Below are 23,338 nucleotides of genomic sequence, written 5' to 3'. Positions count from 1 at the left end.
TCGAGATGACCCTCACACGTTCGATTATTCGACCGACACGACGGCTGGTTCGATTGTCGTGTCGTTCTGTCGTCGTGTAGCTAGAAGGGTAGGGCGTCGAAAAAACGTGACAATTCAGTTATTCGACGACGATGTCGCCTTCCATCGGAGCGTGGGGCGCACAGCGATAGATAGCCATTTCGTCGCTGGCTTCGAACTCGAGCCACTGCTCTGGACCGCCTTCCTCGGTCGCGAGATCGTCGACGACTTCGTCATCGTCGTCTCGAATCTCGATGTTGTGGTCGACGTCGTCACCTTCGGTCCAGCCGATCTCGTACTCTTCACCGTCCTCGAGGATGAGCGTTGGGTTCTCCTCGTCCTCGATCTCTTCGGGTGCGATACCGACCCAACCGCCCTGCTGGGCGTCGAATTCGATTTCCGTGTCTGGGTCGATATTGATGCCATCCTCGCCGCCGTTTTCGTCGTCGTCCCCACCGTTGCCGCCGTCGTCGTCATCACTGCATCCTGCGACCAGCGCGGTTGCCGCAGCAGCGCCTGTGACCTTCAGTGCGGTTCGTCGTGAGACCGTTCGCTTTCGTGCCATCGTGACTTTCTTGGTACTACGTACATAAAAAGTGATTCCCTCTGTCGTTGCGCAGTCATGTGTATGCATACCACATTACTGGCGACAACTTCCCGCAAATCAAACGGAAGACGAGTTCACGCGCCGGTGTGGATTTTATGCCTCGCCCTCACGAACATGTTTGTGTCCGGTTACTGATAGTCTGAGAAAGATAGGAACGGCGACGATCGCGATGGCGATCTCGAGGCCGCCGACCACGAGAAATGCCAGATCGTACCCGTACGTTGTGGCGACGGTGCCGCCGATGAGGAACCCGCCCAGAAAGCCGAGGCTCCCCGCGAGATTGAACCCGCTCATGGCGACGCCCCGTTCGTCGTCCGCGGCGATATCGGTAACTAGCGCCATCGTCGCCGGAGAGACGAGCGCCCCGAGGACGCCGACCGTAACCATCGCGAGTGCCGCGAGGGTCACCGTCGGTGCGACGTTAACGCTCAGGATGCCGACGCCGTAACAGAGCGAGCCGACCACGATTGGAATCGTTCGGCCGATCCGATCCGAAAGGGCTCCCATCGGGTACTGCAAGAGCGCGAACGGAGCGAAAAAACACGCCAGCAAGAGGCCCGTCTGCGCGGGATCCAATCCGAACGTGTCCTGAAAGTAAAGCGTCCCGACGAGGGCGAAGAACCCGGCCGTGAGCCGATCGATAAACCCGAACACGTACGGGATCGATAGCGTCGGCCGTTGTCGAACACCCTCGAGGAGGTCTCGAGCCGTCCGCTTACCGCTCGGTGCTCTATCGGAGACGAGGGTGACGAGGCCGCCAACGCAGACGAGCAAGATCCCCGCGACGACCAGCGGCGCGAGCGGATCGACCGTCGTGAGCTGACCGCCCATCGGTGCCCCGAGGGCGGCTCCGAGCCCGATCGCGATCCCCGCAGCGCCCATATTCTTCCCGTGGCCGCCCTCGAGATCCATCAGCATCGTCATCGTCAGCGAGAACGCGCCGATGGTCATCGCACCTTGCACCACTCGGAGGACGAGCACGCCTTCGAAGGGGATCGAGCCGAGCAACGGAGCGGCGGCGAGCGCCAGATAGCCGACGGCGCCGGCGAGCGCACCGGTGACGATGAAGGGCGTTCGCCGCCCCGTCATATCGCTGGCGGCTCCCCAGACGCCGACGAAGACGATGTACGCCGCGAACTCCGCGACGAGGAACCACATGCTCGCGTCGAGTTCGGTCGCCGCGAACGGCGATGATTCTCCGCCCGGATCCGCGCCGAGTGCCTCAACAAGCGTTGCGACGCCCGGATAGAGCAGCAGCTGCGAGAACAACACCGCGAAGACGACGGTTGCGAGGACGAACCGATCGCGACGACTCGAGGACACACTCTCCCGTAGCGTCCACACCCCTATGAAATCGTTCGTCCCGGCACTGCGAGTCGTTCGCAATCACGATTACGGCTATATGTGCGAGTTAATACCAATCAGTATTTGCGGTTTTTGCCGTTACTGAGATGCATAAGTCCGTGGAGAAGTATGCATGCAAAACATGAGCGACGACAGGAGCGACGGGACCGACGAACCCAAACGGTGTCGATTCGGAACGCGAAGCGTCCACGCCGGACAGTCTCCGGACCCCGAGACGGGCGCGATGGCCCCGCCACTCTATCAGACGACTTCCTACGTTTTCGACGACGCGGACAGCGCTGCGGATCTCTACGCCCTCGAGAGCGAGGGCCACATCTACTCGCGAATCTCGAACCCAACGGTCCAGACGTTGGAACGTCGGATGGCCTCCCTCGAGGGTGCGCCGGGCGCGGTGGCGACCGCCAGCGGCATGGCCGCGCTCGACTCGGCCGTGCTGGTCCTCGCCGAAGCGGGCGACAACGTCGTTCTCTCGACGGACACCTACGGCGGGACGACCGCCTACTTCTCGAAGACGGCGTCCCGACGGGACATCGAGACGCGACTGGTCCCCACCCTCGAGTACGACGCCTACGAGGAGGCGATCGACGAGGATACCGCGTTCGTCCACGTCGAGACGATCGGCAACCCCTCGCTCGTGACGCCCGATTTTGATCGGCTCTCGACTATCGCCCACGAGCACGGCGTCCCGCTCGTCGTCGACAACACGTTCGCGACGCCGCACCTCTGTCGACCGCTCGAACACGGCGCAGACGTCGTCTGGGAGTCGACGACGAAGTGGCTCCACGGCTCGGGGACGACGGTCGGCGGCGTCCTCGTCGACGGGGGCGAGTTCCCGTGGGGAGAACACGGCTACGAGGAAATCGCCGGAGAAAACCACGCGTACCACGATGTCGACTTCTCGCGGGACTTTTCCGACGCGCCGCTGGCTGCGGCGGTGCGATTCCGCGCCTCGCGCAGTCTCGGGAATCAACAGTCGCCGTTCGACGCCTGGCAAACCCTGCAGGGACTCGAGTCCCTTCCCCTGCGGATGGACAAACACTGCGAAAACGCCACTATCGTCGCGGAGTACCTGGCCGATCACGAGGACGTGGCGTGGGTCACCCATCCGGGTCTCGAGACCCATCCGACACACGAGAACGCCTCCGAGTACCTCTCCGATTACGGCGGGATGATCGCGTTCGGCCTCGAGGGCGCTAACGGGTCCGACGCGGACCCGTCTGCTCGCGAGACGTCGTCTCGCGCTGGCTTCGAAGCAGGCAAACGCTTCTGCGAGGAGGTCGAGGTCGCCCAGTTCCTCGCGAACATCGGCGACGCGAAGACGCTGGTGATCCACCCCGCGAGTACGACCCACGGCCAACTTTCGCCCGAAGAACAGAAAGACGCAGGCGTGACGCCGGATCTGGTCCGCCTCTCTGTCGGCATCGAAGACCCTGCGGACATCCTCGCGGATCTCGACTCGGCCATCGAAACGGCGTCGGCGGCGAGTTCGACCGCGAGTGGCGGGTCTCGAGGAACATCCGCGGAGGAACGACCGTGACGACCAAGGAAACCGTCGATCTCGGCGAGTTCACCTTCGAGAGCGGCGAGTCGATCCCCTCGCTCGAGGTCGCCTACGAGACCTACGGCGAATTCACGGGCAATAACGCCGTCCTGATCTGTCACGCGCTGACCGGTAGCGCACACGTCGCTCGCCGACCCGATTCGGGTGACAAGACGGCGGGACAGGCCCGCGCCTGGTGGGGCGACGTGGTCGGTCCCGGCAAGGCCATCGACACCACCGAGTACTTCGTCGTCTGTGCGAACGCGCCGGGTTCGTGTTACGGAACGACCGGTCCCTCGAGTACGAACCCCGAAACGGGCGAGCCCTACGGCACCGATTTCCCGCCAGTTACGGTCGGCGACTGGACTCGTTCCCAGCGGAAACTGCTCGACGAACTCGGCGTCGGCCGCCTCCACGCCGTCGTCGGCGGCAGCGTCGGCGGCATGAACGTCCTCGACTGGCTTCGACGGTATCCCGACGATATCGAGTACGCAGCTTCGGTCGCGGCCGCGGCCCGACTCGACGCGCAGTGTCTCGCCCTCGACACCGTCGCTCGGCGAGCGATCACGAGCGACCCCGACTGGAACAACGGTCACTACTACGGGGGCCCAGAACCCACCGACGGACTCGCTCGAGCGCGCCAGATCGGCCACATCATGTACCTCTCGAAGGCCTCGATGGCTCGAAAGTTCGGTCGTCGCTCCGCGGGCCGCGAAGCGACTCGAGAGAAGCCGACCGATCCGGCCGGTGCGTTCTTTCCCTACCGAGAGGTCGAATCCTACCTCGACTATCAGGCGGAGAAGTTCACGGAGCGATACGACGCGAACAGCTACCTCTACCTGACCCGCGCGATGGACGACTTCGACCTCGCGGCGGGTTACGAATCCGACGCTGACGCCCTCGCCGCGTTCGAGGGCGAACTGCTGATCCTCTCGTTTACCGGCGACTGGCACTTCACCGTCGAACAGGCCGAAGTCCTCGCCGAGTCCTGTCGTGACGCGGGCGTCGACGCCTCTCACCACGTCGTCGAATCCGACCACGGCCACGACGCGTTCCTCGTCGAGCCCGAAAAGGTCGGGCCGCCGCTGTCGGCGCTTCTTTCCTCGGGTCTCGAGGGGCGCGCGATCACGGATACCGCCGAGGACGAGGAGGAACCGGAGGCGTTCGCGCCGGTACACACGAGTCTCTTTTCGGAGTAACCGGTCCGATTCGGCATTCTCTCGTCGGCGGTCGATTCGACGCGCTTTATCGCCGTCAACGCCAGATCCCACTCCGCTAGACCGAAACACACATTCCTTTTGCCTGAAATGATGGTGACAATGGACAGACAGCTCGAGTACGACAAAGGCCCCGCGGTGGACGAACAGGATGCAGAGACGAGTTCGGACGATGCTTCGGCCCGGGACGGCGCCTCGAGCGACAACAGAGACGACTCGGGCCACGAAGAACTCGGACTCGTCGAGTCGGCCCGCCGGTCAGGTAAAGCGGGACTCGGTTTTGGTGTCGGTTCGTTCGTCGTCGTGTACGCCCTCTCCTACCAGCTCGCCGCCGCGATGTTCTCGGGCGGGATGTTCGCCGGGGCGGAGGACCAACCGAGTCGGTGGGTAGTCGCTGGCCTGACCATGCTCGGTAGCCATGGTGCCCAGATCATCGAGGGAGAAGAATCGGTGCAGATGGCTTTCAGCGTGTACGGCAGCCTCACGTCCCACGTCTCCGCGTTCGTTCCCGTTCTTGTGCTTTCGCTCGCCGGATTTCTCCTCGTTCGCTATCTGAGAACGTCGCGCCTCGAGGAGACGGTCAGGAACAGTGCGATCGCCGGCAGTGTTTTCGTCTCGAGTTACGTCCTCCTCGCGGTCGCGCTGGCCGAAGTCGCGACTTGGGCTCCCGAGGAAGCGGAGACGGCCGGTGGCGGAACGGCTGGCGCAGGGGAGGAATCCGAGGCGATCGCGGTTGTCGTCGACTCCTCGATGGTGCTGACGACGGCGGGTACCGTGATCTCGGTTACGCTGATCGGGGTAGTGATCGCGCTGTTGGCCCCCCATCTGTCGAGGCGAACCGATGCGAACCGCCCGCACGCGACGGACTCCACCCAGCCCGAGGCGGACGAGCCATCGTCGTAACTCGTCTCGCCGGAGAACGACTCGAGAAATCGATTTCAGCGGATCGGAATGTCCGACCTTAGGTTCGATCGAGGACGCCTTCGGCCAGCAACGTATCTCTAACTTCAGCCATCGACGTAACGACGACCTCACAGGCCGGTTCGACGGCCGGTTTCGGATCGAACCCGATCGGGAGGCCGGCGACCTCGAGCATCGGGAGGTCGTTTGCGCCGTCGCCGACGGCGACCGTTTCCGCCATCGAGACCCCAACGTCGCCGGCGAGGCTTTCGAGTGCGGTATCTTTCGTTCCCTCGACGAGCGGTCCCTCGACGTCCCCGGTCAATTCGCCGTCTTCGATCGGGAGTTCGTTCGAGACGATGTAATCGACGGCGACGCCTTCATCCTCGAGCGCCGTCGCGACGCCGCGCTTGAAGCCGCCGGTCAGGATCGCGGTGGTGACGCCGGCGTCGTTCAGCGACCGAAGTAATCCGGCTGCTCCTTCGCGGAGTTCGACCTCGTCGAAGGCGGACTGGGCCTCGGCTTCGGAGAGCCCCTCGAGCAGCGCCGCGCGCTCGCGGAGACTCTTCGCGTAGCCGATTTCGTCGTTCATCGCGCGTTCGGTAATTTCCTCCATTTCGCTGGCGACCCCGCAGCGGTCGCCGAGCAGGACGGTCATTTCTGAATCGGAGAGCGTTCCGTCGAAGTCGAAAGCGACGATGGTCATCGACCGATGGTTTTCAGGCCGGGAATAAACCAGTTCAGGTTTTGGATCGCCGTTCGGCGGCTGACCCCGTTTTCGTTCGTTTGCGCTCGTTCCCCGCTAGTACCGAAATCTCTCGACGGCGAAGTGTCGGCAGGTTTCGACGGGGGGCGACAGACCTTTGTGCCACTGTGACATGGATCCGAGTGCATCGACATGAAACCGTGCCAAAACTGTCAGGCGGTCATCGACGAGTATCTCTTGGACAAACAACTCGAACCCCTGCGTGAACTCACGGTCGACGATTTCAACGTCTGCGTCGACTGCGCGACCATCGTTTCCGATGCGTGCGTAGAGTGCAACGGTGCGGTCTACGTCCCCCGAAATGCGACTGCGACGCCCGACTACTGCCCGGCGTGTCGATCCGACCTCATCGACCGAACGGGTCAGGATCCCGGGTGGAATCTCGACACCCCGTCCGTCTGAACGGCGCGTAACGGTACCGTCACGGATCCGGTTTGCGGATCCACGTTTCCTCGAGAGTAGATAACGACGTAGCGTCGCCCAACGTGGGTTACCTCTACCGATTCGGTCTTTTGCCCGTCGAGCCGGCGTGAGAGACAGCGACTTTAACGGGTCGGTGTCTACCCTCGAGCAATGTCAGTCGCCGACGAATCTTCGGACGACAACCCCTACCTCCGCGATCCGCCGACGGCGTTCGATCCCGTCGAGGATCTTTCGACGGAGGAGGCCGAACAGCAAGCCGAGCAGTTACGCGAGGCCATTCGCGAACACGACCGTCGCTACTACGTCGAGAACGATCCGATCATCGCCGACAGAACGTACGACGCGCTCTTCGACAGGCTTCGGGAACTCGAGGACGCGTTCTCGCTCTCTCATCCAGACAGCCCGACCCGAAGCGTCGGCGGGGAGCCGATCGACGCCTTCGAGACCGTAGAACACGTTGCGCCGATGCTCTCGATCGCCCAGAGCGGAGACGCCGAGGACGTCCGCGAGTTCGACCGCAGAGTTCGCGACGAGGTCAGCGATTTCGACAATATTGAGGATATCAGCTACGTCTGCGAACCGAAGTTCGACGGCGTCTCGATGGAGTTCGTCTACGAGGAGGGGAGCTTGGTGCGAGCGGTCACTCGCGGCGACGGCCGCGAGGGCGACGACGTCACCCGAAACGCGCGCACGATCGGCTCGGTTCCCCAGAAACTCCACGGGGACCCGCCAGACTTCCTCGCCGTCCGCGGCGAGGTCTACATGCCCAAGGACGAGTTTCAGGCGCACAATCGCGAACGAATCGAGCGCGGCGAAGAGCCCTTCGCGAACCCGCGAAACGCGACCGCAGGTACCATCCGCCAGCTCGATCCCGCCGTGGTCGCACAGCGCCCGCTCGAGGTCTTTTACTTCGACGTGCTCGAGGCGAGCGAACTCGAGGACACCCACCGCGAGGAACTCGAGCGATTCCCGGAACTCGGCCTGCGGACGAACGACCGCGTCGAGATCGTCGAAAGCCCGGAGCGGAGTTCCGCGGACGCCGCAGGTGACGAAGCATCGGGAGACGCGATCGAGGCGGCCATCGACTACCGGGACCGGTTGCTCGAGGACCGGGACGACCTCCCCTACGAGATCGACGGCGTCGTGATCAAAGTCGACGACCGCGATGTCCGCGAGGAACTAGGTCAGACTGCTCGTCACGACCGGTGGGCCTTCGCCTACAAGTTCCCCGCACGCGCTGAAATCACTCCGATCGTCGATATCGCCGTCCAGATCGGCCGGACTGGTCGGGTCACGCCGGTCGCGCTCCTCGAGCCGGTCGACGTCGGCGGCGTGACGGTCTCTCGAGCGAGCCTGCACAACCCCGACGAGATCGCGGAGAAGAACGTCAACGTGGGCGACACCGTGCGCGTCCAGCGAGCGGGCGACGTGATTCCCTACGTCGAGGAGGTGATCGAGAAAGGGAGCGAGGGACACTACGAACTTCCCGAGCATTGTCCGATCTGTGATAGTCCGATCGAACGCGACGGCCCGATGGCCTTCTGTACCGGAGGCCTCGCCTGTGACGCCCAGCTTCGGCGCTCGATCGAGTACTACGCGAGCGATGACGGCCTCGACCTCGAGGGCCTCGGCGAGAAGAGCGTCCGCCAACTGGTCGACGCCGGCCTCGTCGACTCCATCGCCTCGCTCTACGAACTCGATCGCGAGGAGCTCACGGCACTCGAGGGCTGGGGCGAGACCAGCGCCGACAACCTGCTCTCGGAGCTCGCTGAGGCCCGCGACCCGCCGCTTCCGGACTTCCTCTCGGCGCTCGGCATCCCTCACGTCGGACCGGCGACCGCCCGCGAACTCGCTCGGGAGTTCGGCTCGTTCGCGGCGTTTCGCGAAGCCGTCGAGGACGAACCGGATCAACTCGAGGGCGTCGACGACGTGGGCGAGACGGTCGCCGAGACGATCCACGAGTTCTTCGCGAGCGAGGCAAACGCCGAGGCGGTCGACGACGTGCTCGAGCGCGTCTCGCCCCGAGAGGTGGATTCCGAGATCGACGCCGGTGACGAACTCGAGGGCCTTACGTTCGTCTTCACCGGTTCGCTCGAGGGCGTCACCCGCGGGGAGGCCCAGAAGACCGTCGAAGCCCACGGCGCGAACGCGACGGGGAGCGTCTCGGGGAACACCGACTACCTCGTCACCGGCGAGAGTCCGGGGGCGACGAAGCTCGAGGACGCCGAGGAAAACGACGTGGACGTGCTCGAAGAAGGCGAGTTTCGGGAGTTGCTCGTGGAGAACGGGATCGATCTCGAGGAGTAGGTACCCTTCGGTACTGGCGTACGGGACGGCGGTTTCCCGAAAGTGCACACCGCTTGTCGGATGGGTGGACCCGAGCATTATTATACAATACACGAATTATGTATTGTATGTCGAAAGCCAGCGGGGATCCAGAACGCGCCATTAATGGATTCATGTCGGTGGCACAGCTTCTCGAGGAGCCTCGCCTCGCCCGCCTTTATACGTATATTCTCCGTGAGGGCGACGTGACGATCGACGATATCGTCGCCGATACCGAAATACCGCGCACGACCGCATACGCAGATACCGGTGTACTCGTTGATCTCGGCGTCCTCACGCGAGACGAGGAACAAAAAACGCACGAGTTCTCGGCTACCCCGATCACGCTCACAACGAGTCTCGACGGTGATACGTATACGATTACGCCGACGCTCGTCGAGGCGATCGGTCGGTCTCCCACGGATCGAGATTTGGACCTGCTGATCGAAAAACACGGGGTGGGTAAGCTCGCTGCAGCGCTTACGTACGCAATTCCATACGTTGAAGGTGGCATGACGGAGCGCCTCGCAGCCCGCGAACTCGAGTTACAGCCCGCGTTCGCAATTGCGGTGCTTCAGGCACTCCGCGAGGTAATTCTCGAGATGCAGGAGTACGATCCGTACTTCGATCGGATTCGGAATGCACGTGACGAACCGATCGATGGGGAAGTATAGCCGGCTTCCGATACATGGAAGGGATAAGCGAGCCGGTCCCCGAAAACGCCGTTTGGGTCGCCGATTCGGGTCTTTTCATCGCCTGCGGTCGTCAACAGCATACCAAGTACGTGGCATTAGAACAGTTCGCTCGTCGAAACGAGATCTCGTTCGTGGTTCCCCGGCGAGTGTATGAAGAACTCGGCGGTGCGCCAGATCGAAGTACTCCCGGTCAGACGCCGATTACTAGTGCCATCGATGCTGGTTGGGTGACTGTCGCTGACGAAGTAGACTACACGAATCCGACCGTGTCGAGCGTTATGGATCATGTTCGGAGATTCATTTCGCGGAAGTCCAATCGTTCCGAGGACGACATCGAGAAGGCAGATACTGCACTCGGGGGCGTCGCAGCTCAGCTCTTGGAAGGCGGGAACGTCTCCGTGATCTGTGTCTGTACGACTGATCTCGATGCGGGAAACGGCGTCGTTGCTGCACTAGAAGCTCACGGATTTGCTGGCCAAATTGTGTTCAAAGAGGGGTTCGAACTAATCGAAGAAATCACGCAGAGCTAGCGCTTCATCGCAATCGTCGTGGTTGGTTGCGTCTGTTCGGTTTCCGCCACCGTCACGCTATTACCAGTCCACTCCAATTGTACCGTATGAGTAACGGTAGCATTGGACGGGAGTCGGCCGACGAACTCGAGAGCGTCTGTCGCACCGCGGTCGGCGACGAACTCCGAAGTATCACCTACTTCACCGAAGACGACGTCGAACAGTTGTATCTCCGGTCAGACCTCGAGCAGACGGCCGATCTGGTCGGCTTCGCCGAACACGAGGCGCTGGGCTTTCGGTCGCAGTCGGCCTATCGTAACTCCCAACTCGGGGAGTACGAGGCGACGATACGGATGTTCGAAAACGGCTACCTCACGCGTGTTATCGCCGGTGATGCCGGCGTCTGGGTGACGACCGATCCGCCTCGATCGAGCGGTTCGAAGAGCTCTCGACGGCGTTACGATCGGTTCTCGAATCAGCAGAGTAGACACGTTTCGATCATGGAGCGGGGCTACATATCGAAACAGATCGGCCACCCGAAAACGAAATCGTGAACGGTGGTGTCCATGCGGACTACAGATCGGTCCGATCGAACCACAAGAGCGCGACAATCACCGGAAGGACGATCCAGAGTAGCAAGACGACGAACGAGAACCAATCCTGCAGGAAGAACGGGATCCCGTCCGCGAAGGCTCGCTCTTGGACCATCCCCGCTCCCTCTAATCCGCTCGCTTCCGTGGTCAGTGTCAGCGCGTTCGCGAACGCGTTACCAGGGTCGATGTTGCTGATGAACAGGGCCCAGTCGGGGAGTCGTTCGGTCTGGAACCGGTTTCCGTTAGCCGTGAAGGTGTATTCGACACCCGAGATGTATCCCTGCATTCTCAGCATGTCGAGTCCGATAATCATGATATTCCAGATAATATAGAAGAGGGCAAAGATGAAGAAGCCGGCTGCAGCGGCGATGGTCGTCGATCGAGTCAGCGACGAAATGGAGACAGCGATACTCGTATACGCGATCCCGTAGATGATCGAAATCGCCAGCAAGCCGAGGAAGTCACCGATCGCGAAGGAACCGATCATGACCCCGACGACGATACCTGCGAGAAGGAAGCCGATCACCAGCGAAACTGTCAGAACCGCCGATCGGCCGATAAGCTTCCCGAGGATGACGTCTCGTCTGGAATGTGGCAACGACAGCAACACCTTGATGCTGCCCGACTCCCGCTCACCCGCAATGGCCTTCCAGCCGAGGACGATCGCGATAACCGGGATGATGAGCCTCGTACTTTGACTCAAGATCGAAATCAGGGCTTCCGTGGAGAACTCGTCTTCGAGGTACCCGACGAGCGCACCGAGCCCGGTGATGATGAAGAAGAAAAAGACGCTGAGCCCCCAGAACAGCCACGAACGCACGGCGTCCTGAAAGTCCTTCTTCGCGATCGCACGAACGCTTCCGGGATTGACCGAACTCATACTCGAGCCTCCGTTGTGTACGACCGGAACACTTCATCGAGCGATGCTTCCTTGGTCTGGAAGTCCTTGACCTCGAGACCTTGGTCTTCGATTTCGCTTAGCACGGTCGTCTTCGAGCCGTTGCACTCGACGACGAGCGACGGCGGGCTCTCGTCGGTTCTGATGGAGGTGACTTCCGGCAACGCGCGGATTTCGTTGACCACGCCGTTGTCGATGCGGTCGACGTTGACGCGAAGCGTGGTTCCGCCGCTGACGGAGTCACGGAGTCCTTCGACCGTATCGATCGCGACCATCTCTCCCTCGCGGAGGATGCCGACGCGGTCACAGACCGCTTCGACCTGCTCCATGATGTGACTCGAGAAGAAGATCGTTGCACCGCGGTCGGCTTCCTCGAGGACGATTTCTCGCATTTCGCGGGCTCCGTTGGGATCGAGTCCCGTCGAGGGCTCGTCGAGGATCAGGAGGTCCGGTTCGCCGATCAGGGCCATCGCGAGCATGAGCCGCTGGGACATCCCCTTCGAGTAGCCGCCGGCTTTCTTGTCGATGGCGTCGGCGATGCCGACGCGTTCTAAGAGCTCGTCCGGATCGTCGTCGGCGTTCTTCGAGTCGAGGGCGAACTCGAGATGCTGACGGCCGGTGAGCCGGTCGTAGGTCTCGAACCCTTCGGGGAGGACGCCGGTCCGTTGGCGGATGTCTCGGCTCTGTGCCTGTGCGTCCATCTCGAGGACGCTTACTTCACCGGCCGTTGGCCGAATGAAGTCGAGGAGGATGTTGATCGTCGTGGACTTTCCAGCACCGTTAGGACCCAAAAAGCCGAACACCTCGCCCTCTTGAACCTCGAACGTGAGGTCGTCGAGCGCGAGCGTTTGGCCATAGGATTTTGTCAGGGCATTGGCTTCTATCGCGGCCATAGGTGGCCTCTCTCACTGGGGGCCGATAAGGTTTTTCCACCGACGGTGGCGGTGAGATAACGCACCTGGGGGCTTGAGACCCGTCTCGAGACCAAATCGACGTTTTTCGGATTAAATTGCCTCGTCCGGGTCGTACTTTTCTGCAGTCCGCTCGACTTCGCCAGCGTAGCGCTCTCGAGTCTCCTCGTCGGGGACCGCCTCGAGTTCCTCCGCGTCGATGTCGGCCGCCGCGGTCACCGCCGAACCCTGCTGTAAGGACATCGCCGACCGTTCTCGCTGTTGGTACCGCGAACCGTCGGGCGTCGCGTAGACGATCGTGACGAGGTTTCGATCGTCGAACGTCCGCTCGACCAGCCAGCACCGTTCCGTCGAATCACTCATGACTGTCTGTTGTGGGCCGACCACCGAGAAAGTACCGCGCCGGGGTTCCGGAAATAGTCGATCCTTCGAGGGACCGACTCGAGTCGGTGTGGGAGACGCTGTGACGGTAGGCTGAAACCCCTCGACTCCCTAGGCCCGCCGATGAACGCCGAGACGGTTCGCGAGCGAGCGAAATCGTTACCGCGAGAGCCCGGCGTCTACCAGTTTCGAGCCGACGACGTCACCGTCTACGTCGGCAAAGCCGTCGACCTTCGGGATCGCGTACAGTCCTACGCCGACCCGCGAAGCGCGCGGATTCGCCGGATGGTCGACCGAGCCGACGGAATCGAGATCGCCGTCACGGACACGGAAACGCAGGCGCTGTTGCTCGAGGCGAACCTAATCAAGCGCCACCAGCCCCGCTACAACGTCCGGCTGAAAGACGACAAGTCGTATCCCATGGTCCAGTTGACCGACCACGCGGCACCCCGAATCGAGATCACGCGCGACCCCAACGAGTCCGCGACCGTTTTCGGCCCGTACACGAACAAAGGGCGGGTCGAAACCGTCGTCAAGGCCCTGCGGGAAACCTATGGCGTCCGGGGCTGTTCGGATCACAAGTATTCGGGTCGAGACCGGCCGTGTCTCGACTACGAGATGGGACTCTGTACCGCACCCTGTACGCGAGAGATCGACCTCGAGAGCTACGGGGAGGACGTAACCGCGGTCGAACGATTCCTCGAGGGCGAGACGGGGATCCTCGCCGACCCGCTGCGCCGGGAGATGAACGCCGCGGCCCAGGAGCAGCACTTCGAACGCGCGGCCAACCTCCGAGATCGCCTCGAGTCCGTCGAGGCGTTCCACGGCGAGGGCGGCGAAGCCGTCCAATCGGCCGGCCACGAACGGGCCGTCGACGTGCTGGGCGTCGCCGTGGAAGGCGAGGACGCGACGGTCGCCCGGCTTCGCGCCGAGGACGGCAAGCTGGTCGAACGGGACCGCCACGGCGTCGACGCCCCGGCACCCGACCGCGAGAGCGAGCGCATCGCGCCCGTTCTCGCGGCGTTTCTCGTCCAGTACTACGCCGAGCGGGACCTGCCCGACGCGTTGTTGTTGCCCGAACGCCACGGCGACGAGGAGGTTGCGGCCTGGCTCGAGGCCGAAGGCGTCGACGTTCGCGTCCCGGGTGCCGGACGGGAGGCGAAACTGGTCGACCTCGCGTTGAAAAACGCCCGTAGAAACGTCGGCGGTCGCGACGAGTGTGGCATGCTCGCGGACGCGCTCGGCCTCGAGGCCGCCGACCGGATCGAGGGCTTCGACGTGAGCCACGCCCAGGGGAAATCGGCGGTCGGCAGCAACGTCGCGTTCGTCGACGGCAACGCCGAGAAGGCCGACTACCGTCGGAAGAAACTCACCGACCAAAACGACGACTACGACAACATGCGCGCGCTCCTCGAGTGGCGCGCTCGCCGCGCCGTCGAGGGGCGAGACGACCGCCCCGATCCCGACCTGTTGCTGATCGACGGCGGAGCGGGTCAGCTCGAGGCGGCTCGAGACGCGCTCGAGATTGTCGGCTGGGATCGACCGGTGATCGCCTTGGCGAAAGCCGAGGAGCAGGTGATCACGCCCGATCGGGAGTTTTCCTGGCCGTCGGACGCCCCGCACCTGCACCTTCTCCAGCGCGTGCGCGACGAATCTCACCGCTTTGCGGTGCAGTACCACCAGACGATCCGCGACGAGGTGAAGACGGTACTCGACGATGTGCCCGGCGTCGGCCCGGAGACGCGAAAACAGCTTTTGGGGCGGTTCGGCAGCGTCGAAAACGTCCGCGAGGCGACGCTAGAAGACCTGCGAAGCGTTTCCGGCATCGGAAAGAAGACCGCGGAGACGATCAAGTCACGGCTGTAGGGGGCGACGGTGACTGCCACGTCGAACGCCATCACGTTCGATCAGCAATACATATCTGTCTTCGAGTTGAACAGTTCCCTATGAGGGAGTTCGTTCGTGCGATGGTCGTCCCCTTCTTCATGGCTCTCTTTCCGTCGGTTTGGTTCATCAACCGGAACCTGACGACGGATCGGCTCCCGCCCGCAATCGAACCGAGTCCGGAGCTGATTCTGCTCGCTCTGGGCGGTGCGGTCGTCGGTTCGGCCGCCGTCGCGGCGCTTCTCGCGTTCGTCGGCAGGAATCGAACCACCGGGGCCCACGAACTGCCGTACCGGCAGCGAATCTTCCAGCCGGATACCAACGCGCTCGCCGTGTTCTTGGGGTTCGTCGCGCTCTGTGGAATCTGGGCGCTCGTCGAATTCGCCGGTATCGGCCCGGCCATCCTCGGCGACGCGCTGACTGCTGTGATGATCTTGCTCGGGCTTCCGCTGCTCGTCCTCGCACCGCTGGCGATTCACTCGGCGCTCGCGACGACGGTGGCCCTGATCGCGTGTGCCCTCTGGCTCTCCGTCCTCTCGGTCGGTGCGACCGAACTCGTCGCGCGACGGTCCGGAAATCCGACCGGTAACTAGGTCTATTGCGCTGGAACACCTCCGCTTACACGTGCCCGCAGACGACCCACTCGACGACCTGCTCGACGAACTCGACAGCCAGGGAGACCTCGAGACCTCCCAACAGAAGCTCTCGATTCGGATGGAAACCCGCCGGTACGGCAAGCCGGTGACGATCATCGAAGGATTCGACCTCTCGGATTCGGAAGTACAATCTGTTGCGTCGGATCTCAAGAGTGCAGTCGGCGCCGGCGGGACGGTCGACGACGGACGGATCGAACTACAGGGCGACCATCAGGATCGCGTGCCGGAGTTGCTTCGCGACCGCGGCTTCGAAATCCGGAGCTGAGCACACTCTCTGGGCTGAAGCGAATCCGCTTCTCTCGATAGGGGTCCATCGCAGCGGATAGTGATTCCTCGAGCATCGAGAACACCTTTACCGCTCTCCGCCCAATTTCGGGTATGCACGTTCGGCTCGCGACGACCGAGGACCTCGAGTCGATCAGCGCCGTGGCTAGGGAAACGTGGCACGACACCTACGACGAACTCGAGCCCGAGACGATCGACTGGGCCATTGACGAGTGGTACGGCGAGGGCGGGATTCCGCTCGAGGCGCCCGGAACCGTGATGCTGGTCGTCGAGCTCGAGGACGGCGAGTGGGAGGGCGGTCAAGAGGTCGAAGACGGAGGCGACGACGGAGATGGGAGAGACGATGACGCAGACAAGCGGGACGACGAGGCGGAGAACGACCTCGTCGGCTTTGCCCAGGCCGTCGTCCACGGCGACACCGCGGACGTGCTTCGGCTGTACGTCCATCCCGACTATCAGGGCCGAGGGATCGGAACGACGCTCCACGAGCGACTCCGAATCCAACTCGAGGCCTACGACGTCGAGCGCATTCAGCTGATCGACTTCGCGTTCAACGACGAGGGCCGGGGCTTCTACGAGTCGCTCGGCTTCGAGCAAACGGGCGAGGGCGAGGTCGAGATCGACGGCGAGTTCTACCCGGAGCTGGTGTACACGCTCGAGGTGTGACGACTCGAGTAAGGAGTTGGTCGCTCGCTCGAGTCGCCCTCGAGGGGTCACCGCTCGAGTTCGACCCCCTTCCTTCGGGTGGAACTTCCGTTGGCTGGAAGGATCTCGTTCAGACCAAAGACGAGAGCAGATTCGTTTCGGTACTGACGCCGCCTATCAGCCGTTCAGCGCACGTGCGTGAGTTGACCGTCGAGCTTCACTCGTTCCAGCAGATGCTCGTCAAGCCGGGAGAGCAACGAGCCGTGGGCTACGCAACGAGTCCGAAGTCGACCGCGAGGGCAGCAAGCAGAACGAGACCGATACCGCCGATCCGAACGGTTCCCGCGAGCGCTGTTCGTTCCGCCGGAACCGATTCGGCGATAGCGAGGACGACGAGAATCCATCCGATCGTCACCCAGCCACCGTAGCCGCGAACGTGTGGCAACGTAAAACAAATTGCTGCCACTAGAACGGCTACCGCGTTCCCCGGCCACCCTTCCGGCTCCTTGAAAGGCGACACGAACCAGGTCGGGCTGGATTCCGTTTTCGTAGACGCCATCGCCCTCGTATTCGTGTCATACGAATATAAAAACTGGGGAATCCACGCTGTTCAGTTCTGGCTTCGAAATGGGTTCGTTTACCGATCAATGCGCTATCGCCGGCACCTACCCGAACTCGAGTGGAAGTTCTTTCGTGATCGCCGTGGGAGGCACGGTCATGGAGATCAGACCAGCCACGGAAGCCGACCGACAGGCCATTCGCACCGTCGCCCGGGAGACGTGGCACGACACCTACGACGAACTCGAGTTCGAGACGATCGAGGAAACCGTCGCGGAGTGGTACAGCGACGAGGCTCTCGAGCGCGCCCTCTCGAGACCGGGAACGGCCTTTCTCGTCGCCGTCGTCGACGACGAGATCGTCGGCTTCACCCACGGCGTCGTGGAGGGTGACGAGGGGGACATCCTCCGACTGTACGTCCATCCCGACCACCAGAACGACGGCATCGGAACCGCGCTCCACGAGCGCCTTCGAGCGAACCTCGAGGACTTCAACATGAATCGAATGCGAGCGATGGATCTGGCGGGCAACGAGGGCGGGCATGCGTTCTACGAGTCACAGGGGTTCGAACGGACCGGCGAAGGGGAAGTCGAAATCGGCGGCGAGAAACGGCGAGAAGTGGTGTACACGCTCGAGTTGTGATGATCCCGGACGTTCAGTCATCCCTTTATATCTCGTTTCATCTCCTCGGACACTGTCTGATTCTGTGCAACGAGGGAAAACAAACGCTGTTGATTCACGTCGTAGTACAATCGACGAGAACGATCGCCTCCCTCAGAACTCCTCTGCAGGCGGCGCAATTCCTTCGTCACCGCCCTCGAGTTCGAACTCCTCGCGAACCTCTCGCATCCGGTCTCGGATGTCCGCCGCGAGTTCGAACTCGAGGTTCTCCGCGGCTTCTTCCATCCGATCCTCGAGTTCCTGAATATACCGGGCGGCTTCGTCGTCGTCCTCGAGGTCGCGTCCGGAGACGCTCGAGGTATCGGTCTTGCTTCCCGGCAGGTTCGTCTCGCTGACCTCCTTCTCGATGGTGGTCGGCTCGAGGTCGTGTTCCTCGTTGTATCGCTGTTGAATCCGACGGCGGCGCTGGGTTTCCTCGATCGCGTCGGCCATTGCGTTCGAGGGCTCGTCGGCGTAGAGGATGACCTCGCCGTTGACGTTTCGGGCCGCACGCCCCATCGTCTGGACGAGCGTCGTCTCGGACCTGAGGAATCCTTCCTGGTCGGCGTCAAGAATCGCGACGAGCGAAACCTCCGGGATGTCCAAGCCCTCCCGGAGCAGGTTGATTCCGACCAGCACGTCGATCTCACCCAATCGGAGCGACCGGATGATCTCGTGGCGCTCGAGCGTATCGGTCTCGTCGTGCATGTACGCCACGTTTACCCCGGCTTCCTCGAGGTACTCGGTCAAGTCCTCGGCCATCCGCTTGGTGAGCGTCGTCACGAGTGTGCGTTCGTCGCGTTCGATCCGGCCGTCGATCCGGTCCATCAGGTCGTCTATCTGGCCGCTCGCGGGCGAAACTTCAACTTCGGGGTCGACGAGGTGGGTGGGCCGAACGATCTGCTCGACGATCTGTTCGCTCTCCTCGCGTTCGTAGTTGCTCGGCGTCGCCGAGACGTACAGCGTCTGGTCGGTCTTTTCCTCGAACTCCTCGAAGGTCAGCGGGCGGTTGTCGTAGGCCGTCGGGAGCCTGAATCCGTTCTCGACCAGCGAGTCCTTCCGGGACTTATCGCCGGCGTACTGGCCCCGAATCTGGGGGATCGTCTGGTGGGATTCGTCGACCACGGTTAGGAAGTCCTCGGGGAAGTAATCCAGCAGCGTGTAGGGCGCTTCGCCGGAGTCGCGATCCGAGAGGTACAGCGAGTAGTTCTCGATCCCCGAACAGTAGCCCGTCTCCTGCATCATCTCGAGGTCGAAAGAGGTCCGCTCCTCGATCCGTTGGGCGGCGACGAGGTCGCCCTTGCGCTCGAAGTAGCTGATTCGGGAGTCGAGGTCGTCCCGGATCTCGTCCATCGCGTTCTCGAGTTTCGTCTCCGGAATGGAGTAGTGCTCCGCGGGGTGGACGAGCACGGCCTGCTGTTCGCCCTTGGCTTCGCCCTCGAGCGGATCGACCTTGATCATGCGGTCGATTTCGTCGCCCCAGAGCTCGACGCGGACGGCGTAACGGCCGTACATCGGGTAAATCTCGACGGTGTCGCCGCGCACGCGGAAGGTCCCCTGCGTGAAGTCCACGTCGTTGCGCTCGTAGTTTAGATCGACCAACTGGGCGAGCAAGTCGTCGCGGCCGACTTCCTCGCCGACCTCGAGTCGCAGCGACATGTCGATGTAGTTTCGCGGGTCACCGAGGCCGTAGATCGCCGACACCGAGGCGACGACGATGACGTCCTCTCGGGTCAGCAAGGATCGCGTCGCGGAGTGACGGAGGCGGTCGATTTCGTCGTTGATCGAGGCGTCCTTGTCGATGTAGGTGTCGCTCTGCTCGACGTAGGCCTCGGGCTGGTAGTAGTCGTAGTAGGAGACGAAGTACTCGACGGCGTTCTCGGGAAACAGGCTCCGAAACTCCTCGTAGAGCTGGGCTGCGAGGGTCTTGTTGTGGGCGATGACCAGCGTCGGTTTCTGGATCTCCTCGACCGTCCACGAGACGGTGTTGGTCTTTCCCGATCCCGTCACGCCGAGTAAGGTCTGTCTGTCCATCCCCGACCGGTATCCCTCGGCTAACTCCTCGATCGCCGTGGGTTGGTCGCCGGCGGGATCGAACGGGGCGTCGACCTCGAACGGCTCGGCGGCGTCAGGACGGTCCGGCTGTAGTGGGCCTCGAGTGTCGCTCACGATGACCCGAATAGGAACTCGAGGCACTTTACCCGCACGCTTGGCGCTCGAGGCGGGGGCTCGAGTCGATCACACTCAGCGGAACTCTCGAGTCGACGGTAGACGCAGAATCAACTGAACAAGTGGATATGTTACTCGAGTGCACTTCTGCGAGCGAATAGGCCGAACGGTTCGGGAAATGGTGGCGTCGAGGGGAGATCGCGCCATCAGATTCCAACCACTCTTCCGGAACAGTACACAAGGAAGCGAGTTCCAATGAGTCTGTTTGGATACGTTGCCCGTAGTGAATCGTCATATAGCGTTGGATTTGTCTAGCTCACAGCACGCTTGATTTTATAGACGTTTCCTCGTCATTTCTACTGATTGTAGGGCTCCGATAAATGGACAGATACCGCGACTTGATCCGTCACAACTAGGAGTTGAAGTGGAAGACGGCGGATGCTTCATGTTCAAATTCTCTTGCTTCGCCGATTCAAACTCATAGTCTTACCTATCTATCTTTGTTTACACATTTAAAATATTATGGCTAATAAATTTAGAATTTAATTGTTTCAGAACTTGTAAAAGTATAAATATGGTTGGGTGATATACATCTAAGTATGCGAGATAAAGACAGTATTCATCGGAGAACCGTACTCAAATCAGGTATGGCAACCACGGTTGGAAGTCTTGGAATAATGGCTAGTGGCAGTTCCGTCGCTGCATCTAGGGATCCCGAACTGCCGGATGAAGCCAAGCCTCTTTATCCCATGGAGTCAGAGGAAGGGGAGCTATCAATAATGAGTACGGGTGAAAGTACGGCTGTAAGTGAGGGCTCAATGCATGAGGAATTCGGTTGCGATGAAGTAGATTGGGCCTCTACTGTTTCCGCTGGCGAATACAGCCTCAGTGTCAATCGAACGCTCACGTTTCTCCGGTCAAATTTCATGAACGGATACCATGGCTACGATGGTGACGGCCATCTATACGAATTTACTCTATCGGCGTTCGGTGCTGATGCATGTCGAACTGAGAACACCCCAACCCTCTGGGGCAGTTGTTCCACTGCGAGAGAAGAATCGTCGTTAACACCGTTCGAAAACCGAGGTCAGAGAATGTCTGTGGAGGTGAATGAGGGAGATTTCATCGGGAATGACTCCCTAGGAACATTTTTCAATTACGAAGACCCCCACATTTACGGTCGATCGTATTTCAAGGATGACGAGTTCATTGATCACGAAGACTGGGTTGCAGACGACCTGGATAATGAATCATTTGATCTTGAAAGGGAATCTGACTACATTTCGGGATTTGGAACTGCGTTCGGTATTGGGGGTGCAACCTTCTCTGGGGGCCTCGCATCAATGCTTCCCGCCATAGGCGCGGGACTGTCTGTAGGTGGACTAGCGCTCTCGCTCATCAGTGGAGGAGATGGCGAGGCTGAGATGTCTGACGACAGCTTCACGTTCGAATTTGATCCAAGCATCGGCGGTGGTGGCTCGAATCAGTGGTTCGAACACTACATGTATTTCAGCATATATGTGCCTGCCGGCGAGAGCTGTCAATTAGTAGTTGAGGATTCTGTCGATATTGCCGATTTAGTGGCGTCGGGCCGCGGAGGCTACCGTGAGGAAGTTTCGGATGAAACACAAGTGGAGAGCTACCTTAATAACTACGACACCGAATCATGGTCGATTAATTTACTAGAACGAGACAAAGACGAAGATAGCCCACCGGCATATATCTGGTAACCGTTTGCTCGATCTTCAGTCGCTTCAACTCATCACCCAACATACGCAAATACAACCAATCCACACCATTAAACACATTCCTTATTATTAGAGAACTTGATTGCGGGAGATGGTCTTAGTCATTTTTCCTCACATTCAACCTACCATCTTCTTGTAGCCAAAAACTGACGTGAATATCGGCTTTCGTTCGATCAGATGTCCACTCGAACGTCCCGTTTTCGAGGACCCGATCTTCGTATAGATCGTCAACTCGGAAACGCAACGAGAGTGGACCATCTAATTTACTGTTAATTCTGAGATTTGGCACAAGTTGTCCGACGGACCCATCTGCTTCATGTGCACCTTCAATCTGGAACGAATCCCAAACGACAGTTTCACTGTCTTCTTCCATGAGAAAGTTGAAAGTCTTTTCCTCCTCATATGCATTAATAAACTCAATGTGTACTTGTTTATGATTGGCGTTGAAAACGTTTGTACACCCTGCTAGGCTACAACTGACCACAACTCCTGTCAAGATAGATCGTCGAGTATACGAGGACATTGTTACAGAACTAATGTGCGAATCATATTAGCCTTACCTTGCTCTGTTTGCTTTTCTATCGACTCCAAAGTTAATTTCCAAACAAGGAAATCCGGCACTGTCTAGTTGAGCCAGTTTGAGAAGTGAGCAGGTCGTTGAGTTAGTTTGGAACAATGCTCGCAGACCTGCTCAGCGAGTCTTATGACGCGGACTTCAAAGAAACTTGGGAGAACGAGCGGACGGCGACGCCCGTCAGGGCGTTTGCCGTCCGCCTCCATGCCACCGGTTGCTCACTTCGCGAGACAACAACTATTCTCGCTAAACTAGGCGTTGAACGCACTCATGGCGCAGTTTGGAATTGGGTACATCGGCTGGCTGACAGCGTTCTTGACCCGCCGAGGGCGAAGCCCTCGCGGGTCGCGGTTGACGAGACCGCTGTCAAAATAAACGGCGAATGGTCTTGGTTATACGCTGCAATAGACCTCGATACGAAATTGATTCTCGACGCTCAGTTGTTCGGACGCCACGGCACCGATCCGGCGGCTGCGTTCCTGCATGGACCGCGAGAAACACGATCTCTCCGAGGCGGTGTTTCTCGTTGACCAGTTTGGCTATCAGACTTCCCTTGCGCGGTTAGGACTGAACGGTCGGGTTGACTATACCGACCGAAACCTCATCGAAAAGTGGTTTCACACATTCAAAATGCGCGTCGACCGTTTCCATAACTCATGGGTGGGCAGTCGGCGGAGCGCTCGCAAATGGATTGAACAATTTGTGCATTACTACAACCGCCAAAGACCGCATCAATCACTCGATGGACGAACGCCGGCTGAGGAGGTGCTAAACTAGACACTGCCGGAAATCCCTTAATGTATACTTTTCGACTTCTAGGAGGAATTGGCTCTGGTAAACCATCAGAATGCGCCGACTTGGTTCGTTACAAGTAGAAGTTGAAGCGAAAACGGTGGATGGTTCATGTCTAAAATTTCCTGCTTCACTATGGTGGTAGTGACGTTAGCTAAAAGCGCTGTTGGTGGTTGAGGCGCATCCACTACCCCGAAGGGCGGCGGCGGATTCGCCGAC

21 protein-coding genes and 2 pseudogenes are annotated in these 23,338 nt (G+C 60.6%); 15 read left to right on the top strand and 8 right to left on the bottom strand.

What is annotated here, in order from left to right; all coding sequences use genetic code 11:
* Positions 1-118: 118 nt before the first annotated feature.
* Positions 119-583, bottom strand: a complete 465-nt coding sequence (locus ACZ5C7_RS07100; protein WP_464375643.1) for a PKD domain-containing protein — start codon at positions 581-583, stop codon at positions 119-121.
* Positions 584-718: 135 nt separating this feature from the next.
* Positions 719-1,948 carry an MFS transporter gene (locus tag ACZ5C7_RS07095; protein WP_464375642.1) on the bottom strand — a complete coding sequence of 410 codons (1,230 nt, stop codon included), beginning with the start codon at positions 1,946-1,948 and terminating at the stop codon, positions 719-721.
* Between the two features lie 163 nt (positions 1,949-2,111).
* Between ACZ5C7_RS07095 and ACZ5C7_RS07090 the strand changes: the two genes are divergently transcribed.
* From ACZ5C7_RS07090 to ACZ5C7_RS07080, 3 genes are all read left to right on the top strand, one after another.
* Positions 2,112-3,527: an O-acetylhomoserine aminocarboxypropyltransferase/cysteine synthase family protein gene (locus tag ACZ5C7_RS07090; RefSeq protein WP_464375641.1), complete on the top strand. Its 1,416-nt coding sequence runs from the start codon at positions 2,112-2,114 to the stop codon at positions 3,525-3,527.
* A complete protein-coding gene (metX, locus tag ACZ5C7_RS07085) occupies positions 3,524-4,729 on the top strand; it encodes a homoserine O-acetyltransferase MetX (RefSeq protein ID WP_464375640.1) in 1,206 nt (401 codons plus the stop codon). The genes ACZ5C7_RS07090 and metX overlap by 4 nt, the downstream gene beginning before the upstream one ends.
* A 120-nt stretch (positions 4,730-4,849) precedes the next feature.
* The gene (locus ACZ5C7_RS07080) at positions 4,850-5,650 is read left to right on the top strand and encodes a hypothetical protein (protein WP_464375639.1); all 801 of its coding nucleotides are present in this window, start codon (positions 4,850-4,852) and stop codon (positions 5,648-5,650) included.
* A 58-nt stretch (positions 5,651-5,708) separates the two neighbouring features.
* Here the strand turns inward: ACZ5C7_RS07080 and serB are convergent, their stop codons facing one another.
* Complete coding sequence (gene serB / locus ACZ5C7_RS07075; protein ID WP_464375638.1) at positions 5,709-6,353, bottom strand: phosphoserine phosphatase SerB; 645 nt, start codon at positions 6,351-6,353, stop codon at positions 5,709-5,711.
* A 192-nt stretch (positions 6,354-6,545) separates the two neighbouring features.
* Here serB and ACZ5C7_RS07070 point away from each other — a divergent pair, with 192 nt between their 5' ends.
* From ACZ5C7_RS07070 to ACZ5C7_RS07050, 5 genes and pseudogenes are all read left to right on the top strand, one after another.
* The gene (locus ACZ5C7_RS07070) at positions 6,546-6,815 is read left to right on the top strand and encodes a DUF7571 family protein (RefSeq protein ID WP_464375637.1); all 270 of its coding nucleotides are present in this window, start codon (positions 6,546-6,548) and stop codon (positions 6,813-6,815) included.
* 171 nt (positions 6,816-6,986) lie between these two features.
* On the top strand, positions 6,987-9,143 hold the full coding sequence (gene ligA, locus ACZ5C7_RS07065; protein WP_464375636.1) for an NAD-dependent DNA ligase LigA: 2,157 nt from the start codon (positions 6,987-6,989) through the stop codon (positions 9,141-9,143).
* Between the two features lie 107 nt (positions 9,144-9,250).
* Entirely contained in the window at positions 9,251-9,835 is a 585-nt protein-coding gene (locus tag ACZ5C7_RS07060) for a DUF7437 domain-containing protein (protein WP_464375635.1), read from the top strand.
* A gap of 14 nt (positions 9,836-9,849) precedes the next feature.
* A complete protein-coding gene (locus ACZ5C7_RS07055) occupies positions 9,850-10,386 on the top strand; it encodes a hypothetical protein (protein ID WP_464375634.1) in 537 nt (178 codons plus the stop codon).
* An 86-nt stretch (positions 10,387-10,472) separates the two neighbouring features.
* Positions 10,473-10,852: pseudogene (locus tag ACZ5C7_RS07050) on the top strand (DUF7522 family protein).
* A gap of 86 nt (positions 10,853-10,938) precedes the next feature.
* Here the strand turns inward: ACZ5C7_RS07050 and ACZ5C7_RS07045 are convergent.
* From ACZ5C7_RS07045 to ACZ5C7_RS07035, 3 genes are all read right to left on the bottom strand, one after another.
* Positions 10,939-11,838: an ABC transporter permease gene (locus ACZ5C7_RS07045; protein WP_464375633.1), complete on the bottom strand. Its 900-nt coding sequence runs from the start codon at positions 11,836-11,838 to the stop codon at positions 10,939-10,941.
* Positions 11,835-12,749, bottom strand: a complete 915-nt coding sequence (locus ACZ5C7_RS07040) for an ABC transporter ATP-binding protein (protein ID WP_464375632.1) — start codon at positions 12,747-12,749, stop codon at positions 11,835-11,837. Before ACZ5C7_RS07040 ends, ACZ5C7_RS07045 begins: the two co-directional genes overlap by 4 nt.
* 111 nt (positions 12,750-12,860) lie before the next feature.
* On the bottom strand, positions 12,861-13,130 hold the full coding sequence (locus tag ACZ5C7_RS07035; RefSeq protein WP_464375631.1) for a DUF7967 family protein: 270 nt from the start codon (positions 13,128-13,130) through the stop codon (positions 12,861-12,863).
* A gap of 141 nt (positions 13,131-13,271) precedes the next feature.
* Here ACZ5C7_RS07035 and ACZ5C7_RS07030 point away from each other — a divergent pair, with 141 nt between their 5' ends.
* The 4 genes from ACZ5C7_RS07030 (at position 13,272) to ACZ5C7_RS07015 (ending at position 16,639) form a co-directional block, all read left to right on the top strand.
* Positions 13,272-15,014 carry an excinuclease ABC subunit C gene (locus tag ACZ5C7_RS07030; protein WP_464375630.1) on the top strand — a complete coding sequence of 581 codons (1,743 nt, stop codon included), beginning with the start codon at positions 13,272-13,274 and terminating at the stop codon, positions 15,012-15,014.
* A gap of 80 nt (positions 15,015-15,094) precedes the next feature.
* A complete protein-coding gene (locus tag ACZ5C7_RS07025) occupies positions 15,095-15,625 on the top strand; it encodes a hypothetical protein (protein ID WP_464375629.1) in 531 nt (176 codons plus the stop codon).
* 31 nt (positions 15,626-15,656) lie between these two features.
* Positions 15,657-15,953, top strand: a complete 297-nt coding sequence (locus tag ACZ5C7_RS07020) for an SUI1 family translation initiation factor (RefSeq protein WP_459887987.1) — start codon at positions 15,657-15,659, stop codon at positions 15,951-15,953.
* A 113-nt stretch (positions 15,954-16,066) separates the two neighbouring features.
* On the top strand, positions 16,067-16,639 hold the full coding sequence (locus tag ACZ5C7_RS07015) for an N-acetyltransferase family protein (RefSeq protein WP_464375628.1): 573 nt from the start codon (positions 16,067-16,069) through the stop codon (positions 16,637-16,639).
* A 247-nt stretch (positions 16,640-16,886) separates the two neighbouring features.
* Here ACZ5C7_RS07015 and ACZ5C7_RS07010 read toward each other — a convergent pair whose 3' ends face one another.
* A complete protein-coding gene (locus tag ACZ5C7_RS07010; RefSeq protein ID WP_464375627.1) occupies positions 16,887-17,177 on the bottom strand; it encodes a hypothetical protein in 291 nt (96 codons plus the stop codon).
* Positions 17,178-17,335: 158 nt separating this feature from the next.
* Here ACZ5C7_RS07010 and ACZ5C7_RS07005 point away from each other — a divergent pair, with 158 nt between their 5' ends.
* Entirely contained in the window at positions 17,336-17,818 is a 483-nt protein-coding gene (locus tag ACZ5C7_RS07005) for an N-acetyltransferase family protein (RefSeq protein ID WP_464375626.1), read from the top strand.
* 132 nt (positions 17,819-17,950) lie between these two features.
* On the opposite strand, the gene uvrB is transcribed toward ACZ5C7_RS07005, so the two are convergent.
* Complete coding sequence (gene uvrB, locus ACZ5C7_RS07000) at positions 17,951-20,005, bottom strand: excinuclease ABC subunit UvrB (RefSeq protein WP_464375625.1); 2,055 nt, start codon at positions 20,003-20,005, stop codon at positions 17,951-17,953.
* Positions 20,006-20,652: 647 nt separating this feature from the next.
* Here uvrB and ACZ5C7_RS06995 point away from each other — a divergent pair.
* On the top strand, positions 20,653-21,735 hold the full coding sequence (locus tag ACZ5C7_RS06995; RefSeq protein ID WP_459888019.1) for a hypothetical protein: 1,083 nt from the start codon (positions 20,653-20,655) through the stop codon (positions 21,733-21,735).
* A gap of 693 nt (positions 21,736-22,428) precedes the next feature.
* Positions 22,429-23,104: pseudogene (locus ACZ5C7_RS06990) on the top strand (IS6 family transposase).
* Positions 23,105-23,338: the final 234 nt, after the last annotated feature.

This window comes from Halostagnicola alkaliphila, from assembly GCF_055379965.1.
The sequence above is the reverse complement of the archived record's forward strand: the minus strand, read 5'-3'. Positions and strand labels throughout refer to the sequence as shown.